16 protein-coding genes are annotated in these 18567 nt (G+C 42.3%); 10 read left to right on the forward strand and 6 right to left on the reverse strand.

Going from position 1 to position 18567, the window contains the following annotated elements:
- The first annotated feature begins 224 nt into the window (after nt 1–224).
- The 5 genes from ACOSVQ_RS09655 to ACOSVQ_RS09675 all read left to right on the forward strand — a co-directional run bounded on the left by ACOSVQ_RS09655 (nt 225) and on the right by ACOSVQ_RS09675 (nt 5387).
- A complete protein-coding gene (locus ACOSVQ_RS09655; protein WP_491982374.1) occupies nt 225–458 on the forward strand; it encodes a hypothetical protein in 234 nt (77 codons plus the stop codon).
- A 175-nt stretch (nt 459–633) separates the two neighbouring features.
- Complete coding sequence (locus ACOSVQ_RS09660; protein ID WP_491982375.1) at nt 634–2073, forward strand: TolC family protein; 1440 nt, start codon at nt 634–636, stop codon at nt 2071–2073.
- Entirely contained in the window at nt 2070–3044 is a 975-nt protein-coding gene (locus tag ACOSVQ_RS09665) for an HlyD family secretion protein (protein ID WP_491982376.1), read from the forward strand. The genes ACOSVQ_RS09660 and ACOSVQ_RS09665 overlap by 4 nt, the downstream gene beginning before the upstream one ends.
- A gap of 2 nt (nt 3045–3046) precedes the next feature.
- Nucleotides 3047–4240 (forward strand): ABC transporter permease, encoded by a 1194-nt coding sequence (locus tag ACOSVQ_RS09670; RefSeq protein WP_491982390.1) that lies wholly within the window; start codon nt 3047–3049, stop codon nt 4238–4240.
- Nucleotides 4227–5387: an ABC transporter permease gene (locus ACOSVQ_RS09675; RefSeq protein ID WP_491982377.1), complete on the forward strand. Its 1161-nt coding sequence runs from the start codon at nt 4227–4229 to the stop codon at nt 5385–5387. The genes ACOSVQ_RS09670 and ACOSVQ_RS09675 overlap by 14 nt, the downstream gene beginning before the upstream one ends.
- Before the next feature lie 16 nt (nt 5388–5403).
- On the opposite strand, the gene ACOSVQ_RS09680 is transcribed toward ACOSVQ_RS09675, so the two are convergent.
- The gene (locus ACOSVQ_RS09680; RefSeq protein ID WP_491982378.1) at nt 5404–5775 is read right to left on the reverse strand and encodes an ATP-binding protein; all 372 of its coding nucleotides are present in this window, start codon (nt 5773–5775) and stop codon (nt 5404–5406) included.
- 161 nt (nt 5776–5936) lie between these two features.
- Here ACOSVQ_RS09680 and metA point away from each other — a divergent pair, with 161 nt between their 5' ends.
- Nucleotides 5937–6878, forward strand: a complete 942-nt coding sequence (gene metA / locus ACOSVQ_RS09685) for a homoserine O-succinyltransferase MetA (RefSeq protein ID WP_491982379.1) — start codon at nt 5937–5939, stop codon at nt 6876–6878.
- Nucleotides 6879–7057: 179 nt separating this feature from the next.
- Nucleotides 7058–7768, forward strand: coding sequence for a type IV pilus biogenesis/stability protein PilW (pilW, locus tag ACOSVQ_RS09690; RefSeq protein WP_491982380.1), 711 nt, complete (start codon nt 7058–7060; stop codon nt 7766–7768).
- A gap of 8 nt (nt 7769–7776) precedes the next feature.
- Here pilW and ACOSVQ_RS09695 read toward each other — a convergent pair whose 3' ends face one another.
- Genes ACOSVQ_RS09695 through ACOSVQ_RS09705 form a run of 3 tightly spaced genes read right to left on the reverse strand, consistent with a single transcriptional unit; the run spans nt 7777 to nt 9724 of the window.
- A complete protein-coding gene (locus ACOSVQ_RS09695) occupies nt 7777–7998 on the reverse strand; it encodes a hypothetical protein (RefSeq protein WP_165311180.1) in 222 nt (73 codons plus the stop codon).
- A 50-nt stretch (nt 7999–8048) separates the two neighbouring features.
- Nucleotides 8049–9218 carry a 23S rRNA (adenine(1618)-N(6))-methyltransferase RlmF gene (gene rlmF, locus ACOSVQ_RS09700; protein WP_491982381.1) on the reverse strand — a complete coding sequence of 390 codons (1170 nt, stop codon included), beginning with the start codon at nt 9216–9218 and terminating at the stop codon, nt 8049–8051.
- A complete protein-coding gene (locus ACOSVQ_RS09705; RefSeq protein WP_491982382.1) occupies nt 9215–9724 on the reverse strand; it encodes a M48 metallopeptidase family protein in 510 nt (169 codons plus the stop codon). The genes rlmF and ACOSVQ_RS09705 overlap by 4 nt, the downstream gene beginning before the upstream one ends.
- A gap of 182 nt (nt 9725–9906) precedes the next feature.
- Here ACOSVQ_RS09705 and ACOSVQ_RS09710 point away from each other — a divergent pair, with 182 nt between their 5' ends.
- The gene (locus ACOSVQ_RS09710) at nt 9907–10137 is read left to right on the forward strand and encodes a glutaredoxin family protein (protein ID WP_042488833.1); all 231 of its coding nucleotides are present in this window, start codon (nt 9907–9909) and stop codon (nt 10135–10137) included.
- A 15-nt stretch (nt 10138–10152) separates the two neighbouring features.
- On the opposite strand, the gene ACOSVQ_RS09715 is transcribed toward ACOSVQ_RS09710, so the two are convergent.
- Nucleotides 10153–11022, reverse strand: a complete 870-nt coding sequence (locus tag ACOSVQ_RS09715) for a LysR family transcriptional regulator (RefSeq protein ID WP_491982383.1) — start codon at nt 11020–11022, stop codon at nt 10153–10155.
- A gap of 133 nt (nt 11023–11155) precedes the next feature.
- On the opposite strand from ACOSVQ_RS09715, the gene ACOSVQ_RS09720 reads away from it, so the two are divergent.
- Both ACOSVQ_RS09720 and ACOSVQ_RS09725 read left to right on the forward strand, forming a co-directional pair.
- Nucleotides 11156–12373 carry an MFS transporter gene (locus tag ACOSVQ_RS09720; protein ID WP_491982384.1) on the forward strand — a complete coding sequence of 406 codons (1218 nt, stop codon included), beginning with the start codon at nt 11156–11158 and terminating at the stop codon, nt 12371–12373.
- Between the two features lie 64 nt (nt 12374–12437).
- A complete protein-coding gene (locus tag ACOSVQ_RS09725) occupies nt 12438–12995 on the forward strand; it encodes a DUF1415 domain-containing protein (protein WP_491982385.1) in 558 nt (185 codons plus the stop codon).
- A 69-nt stretch (nt 12996–13064) separates the two neighbouring features.
- On the opposite strand, the gene ACOSVQ_RS09730 is transcribed toward ACOSVQ_RS09725, so the two are convergent.
- Nucleotides 13065–18567: cadherin-like domain-containing protein (locus ACOSVQ_RS09730; RefSeq protein WP_491982386.1), on the reverse strand; the 5503-nt coding region annotated here is incomplete at its 5' end.

The raw sequence follows: 18567 nt of genomic DNA on the forward strand, positions 1-18567 counted from the left end.
AGAGCTAGTAATAAAGTTTAATTACATCTTCTAAATTTGGCAGAAGTCACAGAGTGCGGGAAAGCTTTACTTCGACAGAATGAAAAATCGAGCTGTATAATTATTAGACAAGTATGACTATTTATTTGGCTAGCATTATTTTGTGTGACTTTACGGTGAACACTTTTTTTTAGAATTTAGAGCTCTTATGTTTGATGGGGCTATGTTTTGAAGGAAGTAAATTTATGGAACGGGACGACTTAGGGATATGCCTTTCTAAAGATATGTTATCTGAACAGCTGTCTTCAACATTCACGCACGTAAGAGCTTACGATCCATATGACGCATGCGTAGAAGAGATGTTAGTGCTTCTATCTTTTCCTCAAATGTCAGGCAGAGAATTATTAAGCACGATGCAAAGCACCAAAAAGCTCGTGTGGCGTGCAGATTACTTTTGCCCCTCTGACCATCATTTTTAAATATCGTCATTTTTAATAATTGTCATTTCTAACAACTGCCCTTTCTAACAATAGCTGTTTCGTTTTCTGTAGAGCAGCTATTCTTACTTAAGTACAGGGTTCTATAAAACCCGTTGACTTAACAGACAAATAATTAGAGCATAAGCTCTAATTATTATTTATGACTGAGCTAAACATGAAGACAAAAACCGTCGCTCTTTTTGTGTGCTCTTTGCTTGGTATTCAAACTGCTTATTCTGCGCCAATTTCGTTTCAACAAGCTTGGGAAATTCTTCAACAGAACAATAATTCCCTTGCCGCAGAACGTGCCAATGTAGAGCGTTATGAACATCTTACGAATTCTAAAGGTAGCCTCAATTTACCATCCATAAGTGTAGGTGCGAATTATACTCGTCTTGATCGAGACATTACGCTCTCAGGACAGCAAATCATGGAAAGCACAGGACAAACCGTACCTCTTCCTGCCGCATTGCTTAGCTCTATTGGTTCTATTACTTCGACAGTCACTGAACGAGACATATTCAGCTCTTCTATTAGAGCGGTTTGGCCTATTTTCACTGGCGGTCGTATTTCCGCCGCGCAAAACGCTGCGCAGGGTCAGAAAGAAGAAGCACAAAGCCAACTCGCGATGGAAACTCAAGCTCGCTATGAAGACCTGGCCAAGTACTATTTCAGCGTCGTATTAGCTCAACAAGTACTCGAGACGCGTTCTTCCGTCGAAGCCGGATTGGCGAAGCACAGGGATAATGCCGTTAAGCTTGAGCAACAGGGACAAATTGCGCACGTGGAAAGACTTCAGGCCGATGCTTCACTAGACAAAGCCGCGGTTGAACGCAAAAAGGCGCAAAAAGACCTCGATATTGCACAAAGCGCTTTAACCGAAATTCTGGGGCAAACAACACAAGTCGAGCCAGATGGTGTGTTATTTATCAACCAAAGTCTGCCGCCTATGAGCGCCTTTGTCGATCAAACCCTTAATACTTATCCAGGTTTAAATTTGCTTGATGCCAAGGAAAAGCAAGCCAGCAGTTTAATTAATGCAGAGAAAGGTAAGTATTATCCTGAAGTCTATCTTTACGGCGATTACAGCCTTTATGAAGATGATTCACTTGCAAGCCAAATGACCCCTGATTGGTTAGTCGGTATCGGTGTCAGTGTTCCTTTGCTGGAAAACACCGGGCGTAGCGATCAGATGAAAGCAGCACAAAGTGCCGTATCACAAGTGAAATACCTAAAGGCTCAAGCTCGACAAGACTTGCAAGTGTTAGTAAAGAAAACCTATCTCGAGGCGGAGCAAGCACTTGAAGAAGTCACTGGGCTCAGTTCCAGCCTTAATCTTGCGCAGGAAAATCTCAAGCTTCGACAAAAAGCTTTCGCTCAAGGTTTATCGACCTCTGTTGACGTTGTCGATGCCGAACTGTATCTGGCAAGCATTAAAACTCAGCAATATGTAGCAAGCTTTAATTACCTTATATCACTGAATAAGTTACTCGCTCTGACTAGCGAAATGGACACGTTTGATACCTATAAGAAATCAGCCATTCCTCTGACCAATGCTGATTCAAAACCGAGTACTGATTCAAAATCTATTGCGAATGAAAAGGATCCATCATGAAAGCTGTAAAAACGACATTAGTTGCTCTTTCTGCCCTAGCAGTAGTTTCATGGGTCGGTTATGGCTTCTATAAAGCGTATCAACCTAAGCCTATTCATTTGCAAGGTCAGATTGAGTCGCAGCAATACAGCATTTCGTCAAAAGTGCCGGGACGAATTGATCAAGTGTATGTGCGAAAAGGAGACATGGTCGAAAAAGGACAACTTATTTTCACCATTCACAGCCCAGAAATCGAAGCCAAGCTTGACCAAGCTATAGCTGGAAAAAAAGCCGCTGGCGCGCTCGCGCAAGAGGCAGAAAATGGAGCTCGAGAGCAACAAATTCAGGCAGCAAAGGACCAATGGTTAAAAGCTCGTGCGGCGTCTCAATTAGCTGAGAAGACATATTTACGTGTCAATAACTTATATAAAGACGGTGTGGTCGCTGAGCAGAAAAATGATGAAGCGTTAACGCAATGGCAAGCCGCAAAATACACTGAAAGCTCAGCTTTGCAAATGTATAACATGGCGCAAGAAGGGGCGCGTGAAGAAACCAAGCAAGCGGCAGCAGAGAAAGTTCGTATGGCTGAAGGTGCAGTTGCCGAAGTAGAGGCATATGCCGCTGATACTCAGATATCTAGCTGGTTTGACGGTGAAGTTGCACAAGTGCTTATGCAAAGCGGCGAGCTTGCTCCACAAGGTTTCCCTGTTGTAACTGTGGTAGATACGCAAGATTCTTGGGTTGTACTGAATGTTCGTGAAGACTTGCTCAGCCACTTCCCGAAAGATGCACAATTCAATGCATTAGTTCCTGCACTCAACAAAACACTTCAATTCAAAGTGACTCATATTGCAGTCATGGGCGATTTTGCAACTTGGCGTTCTACCGATGCGACACAAGGTTTCGACCTGCGTACTTTTGAAGTAGAAGCTCGCCCAGTTGAGCCTATTGAAGGCTTACGTATGGGAATGAGCGTGGTGGTAGAGCTTTAATGATGAAACACGCTGATGTTTCAACCTCTGCGTCCTCACCTGTTGCCACTTCTCAGTGGCAAATACTTCGTAGAGATCGATGGCTGCTTTCGTGTCTAACGTGGATTCCTATTGCACTGGTTGTAACAATCTGGTGGATTTTCTCGCAAGCGATTGTTCGCGATCTACCGATTGGCGTAGTGGACTTATCTAACAGTCGTTTATCTCGTCAGTTAACGAGAGAATTTGACGCAACCTCCACCCTCTCTGTCATTCGCAGCTATGCAAACGTAGCTGAAGCCAGCGAGGATTTAAAAGCAACCGAGATATACGCTTACGTCGTCATACCAAGTCAGTTTGATAAATCTATTTATCGGGGAGAGCAGCCACAAGTAACAACCTTTTTTAACAGCCAAATGATATTGGTAGGAAGGTTAATCAACTCTGCGGTTGTGCAAGCTCAATCGACTTTTAATGCGCAAATCGAAGTCGTGAAAACCCTCGCCAAAGGTCAGCAAACTACCCTTGGTGCAATGAGTCACGTGGTGCCAATACGCACACAAATAACACCTCTATTTAATAAAAATACCAACTACGCTCAGTTTCTTGTTTCTGCTGTTGTGCCTGCTATTTGGCAAATCGCTATGGTAGTCACCACCATTATGATATTAACGGCCAATCACCGAACATATGGATTAGCGATGTGGGCGAGACCGAACCCTCTATCTCAGTTAGCAGCAACGCTTGCGCCATATTCTGTGGTCTTCGCACTGCAGGGAGCAGGATTTCTTACTTGGTTCTATCAAGGATTAGACTGGCCGATGCACGGTCAGATATCGACGATTCTCGTTGCTCAGTGGTTTACCATCATCGCCTGTATGATTATGGGCTCACTGTTTTTCTTTATTTCACTCGATCCTGCTAGAGCGATGAGTTTTGCCGCAGCCTACACAGCGCCTAGCTTTGCCTTTATGGGCATTACGTTTCCAACCAGCGATATGGGTACATTGGCTCAATTCTGGCGTAGTTTACTACCTGTGAGTCATTACATTGATGTGCAAGTCAGTCAAGCCAGTTACGGTCTTGATGCCTATCATTCACTCGCGTCTTTGTTGCCAATGTTGGGGTATCTTGCTCCACTGGGATTAACTCTGTTACTGCTTAAAAAACACCTAAAAGCAGAAGAGAAAATGAGGTGCAAACATGGGTTGGTTTAACTTATTCAAAGCTGAACTAAAAGCACTTTTCACTAACCCCGTGGTTGTTCTTACTGTCTTTGGCGGCGTGGTATTTTATTCGTTTTTGTACCCGCTTCCGTACAGCCATCAAACTCCGAGAGAACAAACTCTTACTATCGTGAATTTGGATAAGAGCCAGGCTAGCTATCAATTAGAACGTATGGTTGATGCAACTCCACAAGTTAAAGTGGTACAACGAAGTTCCACAATTGAAGATGCGAAGATGGCTTTTTTAAACAAAGAAGTCAGCGGCATTCTGGTCATCCCAGAACATTTCTACAAAGACCTAATGTTGGGTAAAAGCACCACCCTTGCCTATGCAGGTGATGCTTCCTATTTCTTAGTTTACGGAACATTAGTTGAAGGGCTCGCTCAGGCGGGGGGGACATTAGCGGCTAAAACCAAAGTTGCTCGCTTATTGGTTGATGGAGAACCACTATCTCTAGCGTCAAAACATTACTCTCCTACTGGGCAAAACCTCAAGCCAACATTTAATGCTCGTATGGGTTATGTCGATTACGTAGTGCCAGCAGTTTTCGTACTGATACTTCAACAAACGATGTTGATTGCTTCTGGCATGATGGTAGGGACACAAAAGCATGGAAATGGTTACTGGAGCCACCTTTCGAGCATCAAACTCATTGCGTTGCGAAGTGTTGTGCTCATCCCCATTTATTATCTGCTGAGTATGTATTACTTCGGCGCTAGCTTTAACTTACATGCTGTCAATACTCTTGCGCATGCGACAGAGCTACTGACTCTGCTGCTACCGTTTTTGTTATCTTCTTGCTTTATTGGAATATGGCTCGGTGCAGTTACACCAAGACGAGAATTGGTAACCTTAGTCGTATTGTTGAGTTCAATGCCTTTGATTTTTTCTGCCGGTTTTATATGGCCAGTGGAAGCAATACCTCAACCCATCGTTTGGGCATCGAAACTTTTTCCAAGTACACCTGCGATTCAAGGTTTCTTAGCGCTCAATCAGATGGATGCGGAGTGGTATCAGATTGCGCCACAGTGGACTTTACTTTGGGGACAGGTCATTTTCTGGCTACTATTGGCTTGGTGGCAAATGAGAAAAACACAGTATGTGAGAAGTGTTAAAGGTGCTATTGCAGCTAAGTAACGAAGAGACTGGTCGCTTATTCTTGCCAGTCTTTTCTCATCCTTTCTATGACATCTTCGTCTACGCCGTGGATATTCCCATAAGATTCGCGGCAAACAATAATGATTAGCTTAGCTTTGTATTTTCTGGCTAATTTCTTATACACGCTCATCTCCCAATGCTTCACAAAAGTATTTGAAACAACGACGTTTTCCCCCTGCTTCAACCAATAATCCGTTTGATTCTGGCACCACTGATGAGCATCTCCAATGGCTTCTGGGCGATACTGGTACTCTCCATTCGAGTTCACAAAGTACATATCCGCCTCTAAATGCACACCTTTGAGTGTTTTTGCTAAAGTTGATTTACCGGAACCAGGTAAACCACGGATAAGGGTGAGTGTCAGCATTGAGAGCCTTTTTGTGGAATATAAGATGATGAAATAGCCATGGTGAACGCGAATATTAACTTAATTTCGGTCAGCCTGCATTTTGCTATCGACATATGCGAATAGTTAGGCTATAAGTCTAGATGTATAGACGTCCAAAATATTAGCTAAGGGAGAAAGCTGTGCCTATTAGGATCCCCGATCAACTACCTGCAAGTGATGTACTGCGAAATGAGAACATCTTCGTGATGCCAGAGTCTCGTGCGTCAACGCAGGAAATCCGCCCACTTAAAGTTTTGATCTTGAATCTGATGCCGAAAAAGATTGAGACTGAAACTCAATTTCTACGTCTACTCTCCAATTCTCCTCTTCAATTGGATATTGAGCTGCTGCGCATTGACGATCGTCCAAGCAAAAATACGCCTGAAGAACACCTTAATGCCTTCTACCGTCAATTCGACAAAATTAAGGACCGTAACTTCGATGGCTTGATCATCACAGGTGCACCATTAGGTCTGGTTCAGTTTGAAGATGTAGCATATTGGGATCACTTACAAACCATTATGACTTGGGCAAAACATCACGTAACGTCAACACTTTATGTCTGTTGGGCTGCACAAGCGGGTTTGAAGTTGTTGTACAACCTGCCTAAAAGAACGCGTAAAGAAAAACTATCGGGCGTGTACCATCACGATATCCATCAACCGTTCCACCCTATTCTGCGTGGATTCGATGATACGTTTTTGGCTCCGCACTCTCGTTATGCTGATTTCGATGCGGATTATTTGGGTGAGCATACCGATCTAGACATCCTTGCGACTTCTGACGTAGCTGGGGTGTACTTGGCATCAACCAAAGACAAACGTAATGTATTTGTCACTGGTCATCCTGAATACGATGCCAATACTCTTCACAATGAGTACGTACGTGATTTAGGGGAAGGAATGGAACCTATGATTCCAGTGAATTACTACCCAAATGACAATCCAGATAATCAGCCGAGAGCAAGCTGGCGTAGTCACGGTCACCTACTCTTTGCCAACTGGCTCAACTACTGTGTTTACCAACAAACTCCGTTTGATTTGGAACACTTCAGCGAAGACAAATTTACTAAAGACGATTAGTAATAATAGAGCCTAGAGCAAGATGTTAAGCCCACCAATTACTGATGGGCTTTTTTATTCACCAATTTGAGTATGAAATTAACGGTGAATATGCAAAATCTGTCGCATAAAATTTAGCCACAACTTCGATAATCAACTGATTTCATTATCATACTTTCAAAAATCCAGGGAGTAAGTGAATGAAATACGTACTCATCGTTTTGTTATCGTTTTCTTTATTAGGCTGCATGACGTTTGAACAAGAAGAGAGCCACCAACTAGATAGTGACCCTATCGAAAAAGCCGAATCTAGGATCACGCTAGGCTTAGGCTATTTGGAGAATGGGAACATGTCTAAAGCAAGAGAGAATCTCGAAAAAGCGTTAGAACATGCTCCGGAATATTACCGCGCAATGCTTGCTATAGCTCACTATTACGACGTTGTGGGGGAAACAGAAAAAGCTCATGAAGCCTATGAAGATGCATTAAGTGAACACGACGATAACGGTCAAGTGCTTAATAACTACGGTGCATTTCTCTGTAAAATTGGCGAATATCACCAAGCCGACAAGTATTTCAATCAGGCCGTCGAACAACCGTATTATTACTTGGTTGCAGAAAGCTATGAAAACGCGGGACTATGCGCCATAAAATACGGCAATTTGAGCAAAGCGAAAAAGTACTTCAGCCGAGCCATCGATCACGACCCACAGCGTTTTCGCTCGATATTACAATTATCGAAACTAGAAATAGATTCAGGTGATTTTTCTAAAGCGCGAGTAAGACTAATGCAGTTTCATCAAACACACGGCTATCAGAAAGCATCATTGCAATTACTAGCAAATTTAGAACGACGAGCAGGCAACTCGAGATTAGAACAGAAGTATTTGGCACTACTGAAACAGCAGTAATGCTGTCACTACTTTGCATTATTAGGGCGGCTGCTATTGCCGCCTTTTCTATCGCGATAATGAACTCGACGTAGACGTCGCACCTTCTTAACTCGCTTTATCTTGAGATATTCGCGATAAACAATGCGAATAAAGAGAACCAATCCAACAATCAGTAACAATGAGAACACACTTAGGAATGGCTTACATATCCAATCGGGTTGGCAAGGTTGAAAGAACACAATGTCCATGCTTACCTCCTCAGTTTCTCATTCAGTAGGTCAATCCCACTACGGTTAGATTAGCACTTACTTTGTAACCACAGCTTGCGCTGCTCAACATTTTGAAAAGTCCAAGCAATAAAACGACTTATCTTTTGTCCTTGCTGCATCTCTACTACTTTTATCGACTCCACGCCCACTTTCTGAAGTTGTTTTTTCATCCAGCGTACGTTTTCACTTTTCGATATCAAAGTAGTAAACCAAAGAACCTGCTCCGCAAATTGTTGACTTTCAAACGCCATGTTTTTAATAAATTCAGCTTCACCACCTGAGCACCAAAGCTCCGCCTTTTGCCCACCGAAATTAAGCGTCGTACTTTCACCTTGCTTTGAGTTCATCGGCTGGCTAACTAATCCTTTTTTCTTCTTATTGGCTTGAAGATTTTTTAACTTGCGCTGCGTTCCCTGCTCCGCTTCTGCTAATGAAGCATGAAAAGGCGGATTACACGTAGTCACATCGTATTTTTCATTCGGCTGGATTATGCCAGCGAATATCGATTTGCTATCTCCCTGCAAACGACACTCAATGCGCCCGCGCAAATTGTCATTGTATTGGGCAATATTGTTCGCTTGCTTTACCGATACTGGATCGACATCACTGCCGACATAGTTCCATCCATACTCTGCCACACCAATAATTGGATAAATACAGTTAGCGCCTACACCAATATCTAAAGCGCGAACTCGGCTTTGTTTGAGTAATTTGTTCTCTGATTGCAGAAGATCCGCAACACGGTGAATGTAGTCGGCACGCCCCGGAATGGGTGGACACAAGTAACCTTTTGGAATATCCCAGAACGTGACACCGTAATGAAGAGCTAACAGAGCCTTATTCAATAGTTTCACTGCGATTGGATCTGAGAAAGCAATACTCCAATCACCTTTAGGATTCTTAATCAGATGCGGTTTTAACTCAGGTAGCACTTTACACAGCGCCATAAAATCGTAGTTACCTTTATGGCGATTCCTATTGTGTAATCCCTCTTTGCCTTTCGTTGACTGCGCTGAATTTACCGCTGGCTTTGGCTTAGTCGATGATGTTTTCTGCACACTCAATTGTGAATGAACCTTTGCTTTGGGCTTAGAAGACTGATTTGAAGAGCCCCCTTTGTTTCGACCAAGTTTTGCAGCTGACGGTTTGTTGTTTGGCACACTGCTGCGAGCTTTACCCGTACTTGGTTTATTGTTCATCCGTTGTTACCTCGGCTTAATTCTAAAACCATCATGTAAATACGCGCATCCAATTCATACTGGTGGTAATTGGGTTCCATATGACAGCAAAGCTGATAGAAAGACTTGTTGTGATCTTTTTCTCGCAGATGTGCCAGTTCGTGAATCACCAGCATACGTAATAGAGGCTCTGGTGCATTCTTAAACATACTAGCAATGCGAATCTCGTTCTTAGACTTGATTTTATTGCCATGTACTTTCGATACGTAGGTATGAAGTCCAAGCGCGTTATTTATTAGGTGTATTTTGCTGTCATAAACCACTTTACTTAAAGGCGCGGTCTTCTTCATATACTGATTTTTAATCGCCATCGTATATTCAAACAGTGCCTTTTCACTTTGAATTGAATGACGGTCAGGGTAACGCTGCTCAAACCATGGAATGAGCTTATCGGAATCAACCAGTTTCTGGACTGACTCGACAATATGAGCAGGATAACCTTGAATGTATCTGAGTACTGAATTCATGCGTATTTATTGAAAGCCTTAAAACGAAGCCGCACAGTTTAGCTGAAACTCGTGCATGATTCACGTATTAGGCAAGCTGTAACGTATCTGTTTATGAGTTTGCATCGCTAGATGAGTATAGGTACACTTTGCCGCTTTCTATTTCATGTTACCTAAGCCACTTTACGAACAGAGTTAATACAATGAAACGAGTTGTTTTATACGTCAAAGACAAATGTCCACATTGCAAAGATGCACAGCGATACCTTGATTCTAAAGGCATAAAGTACCGCTTGTGTAATGCGAAAATGGAACGTGGTCGTAAAGAACTCGATGCAATGGGCGCTCGCAGCGTTCCTGTATTGAAAATTGGTGATCGCGTAATGATTGGCTGGAATCCAAATAACTTTGACCGCATGTACGGAAAAGGCTAAGCCTGCTTGGTTAGACTAGACGTACTTTTTCACGAACTCAATAAAGGTTCTGTCCGCATTAGACAAGTAACCTTCTTTTCGCCAAGCTAGTGCCAAATCAAGATAAACCGGTGGATTAAAGGGTATTGCCCGAACTTCTGGTTCGTGGTCAGTCACCAGCTCAAGCAACGCAGTAATGGCGTACTCGTGCTTCACAATACTCAGAATCATTGGCAGCAGGTTGGTTTCAAACGAAATATTGGCTGTTAATTTGTGTTCTTTACATGTGTTGTCGATGAAGTCACGGTGAAAATAGCCCGGTTTAAACATCACCAACTCATGTTTAAAAAACTCTTCAAACTCGATTTTTTTCTTATCCGCAAACTCATGGTCTTTACCCACTACGGCAACCATTTGCGACGATAATAGCGGGTCTACTTCCAAGTCCGGCGGTAGGTCATGATTGAGAATAACGCCTATATCAAGTTCGCCTGAAAGTAGCATTTTACGTATTGATTGCGTACCCGCCTCCACCATGGTCATCTTCAGGTTAGGAAAATAGCTTTTGAACGCCATGATGATCTCTGGAAAGAAATACGACCCCATCATGCTGGGAGTTCCAAGCCTAACTTCCCCCTTCACCAGACCTTTCAATTCGTCCACAGCCAATTGAGCGTCTTCTAGCTGTCGTAATATCCGCAAAGCGTGTTCAAGCAATACTTCCCCTTCATGAGTCAGGCTAACTTTCCTTTCATCACGTTTAAACAGGGTTACCCCAAGCTGTTGCTCAAATTTTTTGATGGCAATACTCAATGCTGGCTGAGCAATATGCAAAGCATTCGCTGCATGAGTAAAGCTTTGCTGCTCTGCAACAGCGACAAAATATTTGAGATGGCGAGTTTCCATTTTCAGACCAACGGCTAACTATTGATTATTTATATTACGATTATAGTTTTAATATATTTTATTAATTTATATTTCACTGATAATTTGTGAGCGTCTTCCAGTTTTATTCACCAGTTGGTGTGTTGAGAGCGTCATGATCGAATTACAAAGTCCGCAATACAAGAAAGTTACTTTTGCTCTCGCATTTGGTTCATTCCTCGTATTCTGCAACCTCTATCTTTTCCAACCGATGTTACCCTACATGGCAAAGCACTTTGCTGTTTCTGAAACACAAATCAACTGGTTATTTGCAGCATCTACCTTTGCACTGTCTGTATGCTTGGTGCCTTGGGCGATTACTTCAGAAGCGATTGGTCGCAGAAAGGTTATGTTGCTCGGCTTATTCGCCATGCCTTTTATAAGCCTAGTTATGTTAATCAGTGGCGAATTTTGGGTTATGGTTGCAGCAAGAGCGCTACTTGGCATTGCATTAGCAGCATTCGCTTCGGTCGCAGTTGCCTACATGGTTGAAGAGCTATCACCACAAGCATTTAGTAAAGCGATTGGTGGCTATATTGCAGCAAACTCTTTAGGTGGGATCAGCGGACGTATTTTCGGTGGTTTACTTACCGATGCGTTAGGTTGGAAAGAAGCACTCATAATTGCGGCTATCTTTACTCTATTTGGAGCCATCTTAGTTCTTGTCTTATTGCCCGTTCAGAAGAATTTCAAACCTCAAAAAGGTCTTTTCTTCCATCACAACCGCGCCCTAATTAAACACCTATCAAACAAAACACTCTGGTTTGCCATGCTCATCGGTGGTGCTAACTTTGCACTTTTTGTAAACCTGTATTCGGTTATGGGATTCAGACTCGTCAGCGAACCATACAACTTACCTATCGGTTTAGCTTCTCTGATCTTCGTTTGTTACCTAGCAGGAACGCTAAGTTCAAAGTTGACTTCCAATTGGAGTAAACGCTTTCCTCCAATTTCGGGAATGGTGTTGGGTGGTGTGATCAGCCTTAGTGGTATGTTAGTTGCCATTGTCGACTCCATACCCTTTATGCTTATTGGTTTAATGCTGATTAGCTTCGGCGCTTTTTTTACTCATACTCTAGCCTATGCTTGGGTAAGCCAGAAGGCCACAGAAGCAAAGGCAACAGCAACAGCTTTGTATCTTTCTCATTACTATATTGGCGGTAGTTTAGGTGGCTTCTACTTACTCTATTTTTGGCAGCATGGCGGCTGGACAATGGTTGCGACGGCAGGTTTGGCAATCTACGCATTAATGTTTGGTTTATGTTGGAAGCTAAGTCAGACATCACGCTTACCTGTAGCGAATCAATCTGCAATGCTCAATTCAACGCACTAATCAATCAACGAACTAAGTGTGGTATGCTTGCGGCAAATAATAGCTATGACATATATCCGAATTAATGAGCTCAACAACTGATATTCAAAACATTACTCAACAAGTCAACCAATGGCTCAATGACGTAGTGATTGGTTTAAATCTTTGCCCTTTTGCTGCAAAGCCACAGCGTAATAAACAGATAAAAATTTACGTCAGTGAAGCAGCTAATGAAGAAAACCTACTGCAAGACATCCTAGACCAGTTATTGGAACTAGATACAAAAGAACCTAGCGAGTTAGAAACTACTCTCGTTGTTGTTCCCAATATGTTGAATGACTTTATCGACTACAACTTTTTTATCGATTGGGTTGAAGCATTAATAAAGCAGCAAGATTGGGAAGGTGTTTTTCAGGTGGCGACGTTCCACCCAGACTATTACTTTGCTGGAACTGATCCCGAAGACGCGGAAAACTTAACCAACCGTTCTCCATACCCAATCTTCCACCTTATTCGTGAAGAGAGCATGGAAAAGGTTCTCAAGCACTACCCAAATCCAGAAGTTATTCCGGATATCAATATCGAGCGAGTAAGTAACCTCAGCCCTGAAGAAAGGAAGAAGCTGTTTCCTTATTTGTTTTGATTTTTAATAGATAGATATGAAAAGACCGGAGATAACTCCGGTCTTTTTGTATTCAAAGCTCAATCAATGTTAATCAACTGTCACTTTATATTCTTGGTTATTGAATAGCACCGAAACGATATCACCAGACGCAATTTGCGATCCCTCACCAAAGCTACCTGAAGTGGCCCATATGTGATTTTGATCTGCGATGCTGATTGTTGCAGAACCATCATTATTTGCGGTAATAGCAAATGAAGAATTTGCTGAGTCTAAATACTCTTGAACGGCACTGTGATCGCCTGAATTTTCTATGTGTAGTAAATCAGATATATCGATAGCATCTTCTGAAACATTAAAATCTACAATCAGATCTGAGTTTTCTAGTCGGCCTGTCAATACAAACAAATCGTGACCTTCACCACCAACAAGTGTGTCATGATTAAGCCCACCAATTAATATATCGTTACCATCACCACCAAACAGCTTATCATCGCCATCATCACCAATTAAAATATCGTTGCCGTAGTCACCATACAACTTATCCTGACCTTGGCCACCTTGTAGTAGGTCATTTCCTGAACCACCATTTAGGTAGTCATCTCCATCCCTCCCAAGCAGCCAATCACTACCTGCACCACCATACATTGTATCTTGTGCCGAACCTCCATCCAGCACGTCATCGCCACAATTACCTTCTAGATAATCGTCACCATCACCGCCTTCTAGCCAATCGTCGCCACTTTTACCATACAGATGGTCTTGTGAGTTGCCACTCGACAAATGGTCGTTAGTGCCACTACCTGTCAGTGTGTCCTCATTTGAATCCCCAAATTTAGTATTGCCATAAACAACTTCATTAGCATGAGTCTGGTATGCGGCAATATTGGCACTCAAGTTAGTTGAAACTTCGGTGAAACTAAATGGGGTCTCTTCAGGCAAATAAGTAGGATATGCTTCACTGCCCAATGTTTCATAATGTTCACCGTTACTATCACTAATAGATACGTCTAAAACGTAGGCACCACCTTGATCCCAATAGATGATTTCAATTGTATGGATACCATCGTCACTTACAGTGAAACTAAATTCTTCCGTTCTCTTCGACGTGTTTCTATCAAATGAAGCAACGACATCACCATCAATTTTGATCTGATAACCATCATCAGCAATGACCTTCATCGTATAAGTGCCAGCAGCGATTTCCACGCCACCAGAAAGTCTTACAACAGAATCATTAGTATCTGTTCTATTACTGAATTCAACACTCGATGAATCATCACCTAGCCACTCTTGTAAGTGAGAACTATCATTACCCACTAAACCACCTAGGTCTTCATCAGAGAACTGCTGAATATGGCTATGATAATCAACTTCTGTAGCGATAAACTCAGCATTCGCTTTCTGAGAATTAATTACTGCTGTAGCTTGAGCAATTGTACCTAGTTGACAGCTTACATTATAGAATTGTCCGAGTAAGCCCGAGGTCAGAGTATTGTCACCCGATCCAGAATCAGTATCAGGCGCAACAGATGAAACTGTATCACCATCAGCATCCACTACATCATAGGTAATTTGTACACTGTCACCCTGAGCTAGTTCTATATACTGAGTGAATGACCATTCACCAGTGCTGGAATCAAGTTCGATTTCAAACACTTTATCACCGTTGGTATCAACCCAAACTTGAGTTTGGATACCATCTACAATCGTCGTAGAACCAAGACTGATTGATAAACCAGCAGCAGTTTTAATATCTGTGTCAGCAATACCCGTTAAATTAATCGAACCTGCACCATCTGCACCAAAATCTGCACTGATTGTACCTTCATCAGAGGCAATTACTGGGTCAGCAATTGAACTAACGAATGAAACTGATTTGATAGCGTAGTCACTATTATCAGACCCACAGCCATTACCATTCGTTACAGACTCAAAAATTACTTCATCAAAACCTTTTGGAACATCAAAAGTCGCGGAATAGCTACCGTCACCACTCGTCGCGACCAAATCTTCTTCTTGGACAACTTCACCATTCAACTTGAAAACAACTTTGCCCTTTTCCCCTTCATTTGAATAGAAGTAAGACAAGCTAACTTGCATGCCATACGCAGTGTTGTTACCAAGATCCATTACTATCTTTTCAGAGCTACCATTTTGATAATCAATTTCGCTATCGGTTCTATCGTTAACTCCCCAAGAAGATGACTTAACTCCCATCCCCCCATTAGAAGAAAACGTCAGCTCATTGTGATGAGTTCGATCTAACCCTACTGCATAAACATAAACTGAACTTCCAGTATTGGTATCTGAGAAGGTATACGCATTATTATTGTGGCATCCAGATTCATTTGGTCGCTGAGTAAATGTATAACTACCCATTGAAACGGTCGTTGAATCATTATTCTCAACAGCATTCACCACGATATTCTCTGGCGTTGCTGGAGAATCATCCTCCACAGTTACAGTTATGGATTCTTTAACTGTATTTGTTCCATCTGAAACAGATACGCCGACATCAAAAGACAACGTATCTTCCGTCGTTGTATCTGAATGATCGACTGCTCCTAGTAGAGTCACAGTGTAGCTATATGAACTCGGGTCAGAAGAATCTTGGGTTAAAGAAATCACGATTACTGTTTCATCACCCGCTTTACCAATTAGGTTTCCATTCTCTGTAGTCCATTCGATAGAGACTTCATTGGAGTATAAAGCCTTATCTGGAGCAATTAGAGAAACGGATAGATCGTCACTATCTGTATCAACATCACTGACAGAAAATGTACCTTTAGCAATTGTGGCATTAGTTGTATCAGATGTGCCTTCAGAATCTGGAAGAGCATTAAGTGCCGCTAACCCTTCTTCAGAGACGACTGCACTATCTTGACCACTTTCGAATGTAATAATAGGCGCATCATCAACTGGATATTCACCGTTAATGGTTAGCGTTGCTGTGTCACTGCCACCATCACCATCTTCTACGGTGTACGTGAATTGTTCTTCGAACTGAGAATCGGTAGTTCCTGAGTATGAAATCTCAATATCACCATCTAATCGATAGGAATTATCGTTGCGATTAAGATCATCTGATACTTCGAAAACTATGTATCCTATTTCGGCAGCAGTCGATGTAATAGTTATAGCACTCACATTGTGACTATTTCCTATGTAAGTGTATTCATATGAATAGTCCGTAATCAGCTTACCATTTACATCAAAGACTGAAATTGTTACTTCCTTGTCGTCAGCCTCACTTAACCCAACAGTGACAGCACTGGCGCCAGCATCTAAGTGAATGATTAGTGATTCACCTTGGTCAAGTTTACTTTCATTTGAATTTGAGTCTTTAACCCCAATTCCAGAGCCATTGCTAGATACATTGTTCTCTAGGGTTTCATTACTAGAGATAACATAAACAGCATCATCTACCTGATAGGTATAGCTGCCTGAAGTTAATCCATATACTTCAATACCGTTCGTAGTTTGAGTATTAGATACAACCCCAGAAACATAATCAGATAAATTGATGTTGTCTGTTGTTGAGGAAGAGGAAACCTCAAACGTATAACTACCATCGCTATAAATAGTCAAAGTTCCAGAAGGCGTTGTGATTGTCGCTCCCGTACTTTCATCAACTGAATAATCAACACCATCATAATTGATTGATGTAACCTTCAAATCTTCGTGAGGCGTGTCAACGTCAGTATCATTAATCAGTACGTTACCAACCGCAGTTGTCTGATCGTTAGAGACAGTATTTCCATCGTCTTCAGCTACAGGAGGATCATTTTCAGGAGTTACATTCACAGTTACTGTTGCAGTATCAGTGCCACCATGACCATCACTAATGGTGTAAGTGAAGCTAGCAACTCCGTTATAATTACTTTCAGGTGTGTAGACTACCTTCCCGTCAATTAACTCTACTGTGCCATGGGTACCTGAAGTTGCATTAACCGAAGTAATGGTTAACGTATCACCATCAGGATCACTATCATTTTCCAGCAGGTCAGTTGCACTGATAGTTAAGGCAGTATCTTCCGTCGTAGTCAGGTCAGCATTCACAATTCCGGTAACAACGATATTATCAACTAACGCACCATAGCTATCGCTACTACCTTCCCCCGATAGAACTAAATCTGTGTTTCCGTCACTTGATGCTGGGAACGTACCACTGATATGATACCAACCATCTGCATCCGGACCTTCAATAGTCACAGAGACACTGTCATCAGAAGTACTTACTGTGCCATCCGCTGACAGGGAGACTAAAATTGAACCTACAGCAAAACTCATGTTCGATGAAGAATTACCATCTTGGCGAGGGTTATAATCAAATTCTACACGAACACTATCTTGCCCTGTGGTATCAATTGTCGTTTTGATTGACGTGTTATTATTCGGGTCTAGCTCAGCGTAATACGAACCATCGCTAGCGTTAGTATCCGTCAATACACCGTTACTTTGAATTTCTAAACCGTTGGTTGATTCCCACGCACTCTGATCTTTTACTTCACTGTTTGACAGAATAGTCCAGCGACCCGAAGATAGCGTCGTCATACCCTCGAAGGATTCAGTAAAGAGTACCGTCTCTTGGGAAGCACTATAAGTATCGTCTATCGCATCTGGTGCATCGTTTGTTGGTGTAACCTCTAATGACACAACTACACTGTCTGTTGCACCATATGAATCAGTGACTAATACAGTGAATGATTCATCATCACCGCTATAATCTTTTGCTGGTTCATAGTTATATTCACCTGTTGATGAATTTAAGGTAACCGTACTTCCTGAAGGAGTGGTTAATGTATAGATAACAACATCATTAACTATCTGTTCAGTAACAGTATATCCATTACTCAAATTATCAAATGAATAAGTTTGCACATCACCACTATCTATATCTGTAGCCGCAACACTTCCCAGCACAGATGTATCTTCTGCTGTAGTAATTGTGTAACCACTATTAGCATCGCCTGAAATTGAAGCTTCAGATGAAGAATCGACAGAAACAGAAGACACGACTGGTGCATCGTTACTACCAGTGATTGTAATGGTTACGTACTCAGTATCAGAAGCGCTGTTATCATCCGTTACTGTAACCGCGTATGTAAGAGTTACGGTATCACCTTCATTAAGGTACTGCGCCTCTCCAGAGTTCAAATCGAAACTCCAGCTGTAAGTACCGTCTGCGTTTGCAACAAGCTCGAATGAACCCAGAGCAGTTAAGTCTTTGTCGCTGTAAGTTTCTCCACTCTCACTAGCCACACTAACAGAAGTAGCCTCACCCGTGGTCGACCAGGTCAACGAACTAGCGTCATCGTCTACATCGATAGCAGTTAATGTACCAGTAATAATAGTCGGATCAGTGTTTGCCGGCACATCACTGTTACCGTCTTCTGAAATAGTTGCTTGTTCAATCTTTCCAGTATTATCGTCAACCGAAATCACTGGCGCATCGTTGCTACCAATGACACTGATGACCACGTCTTGCGTGTCGGTTGCGCCATTATCATCCGTTACGGTCACGGTGTAGGTCAGCGTGATGGTGTCGCCTTCGTCCAGGTACTGCGCCCCTTTCGAGTTCAAATCAAAC

Source organism: Vibrio sp. HM8-C, assembly GCF_058630515.1.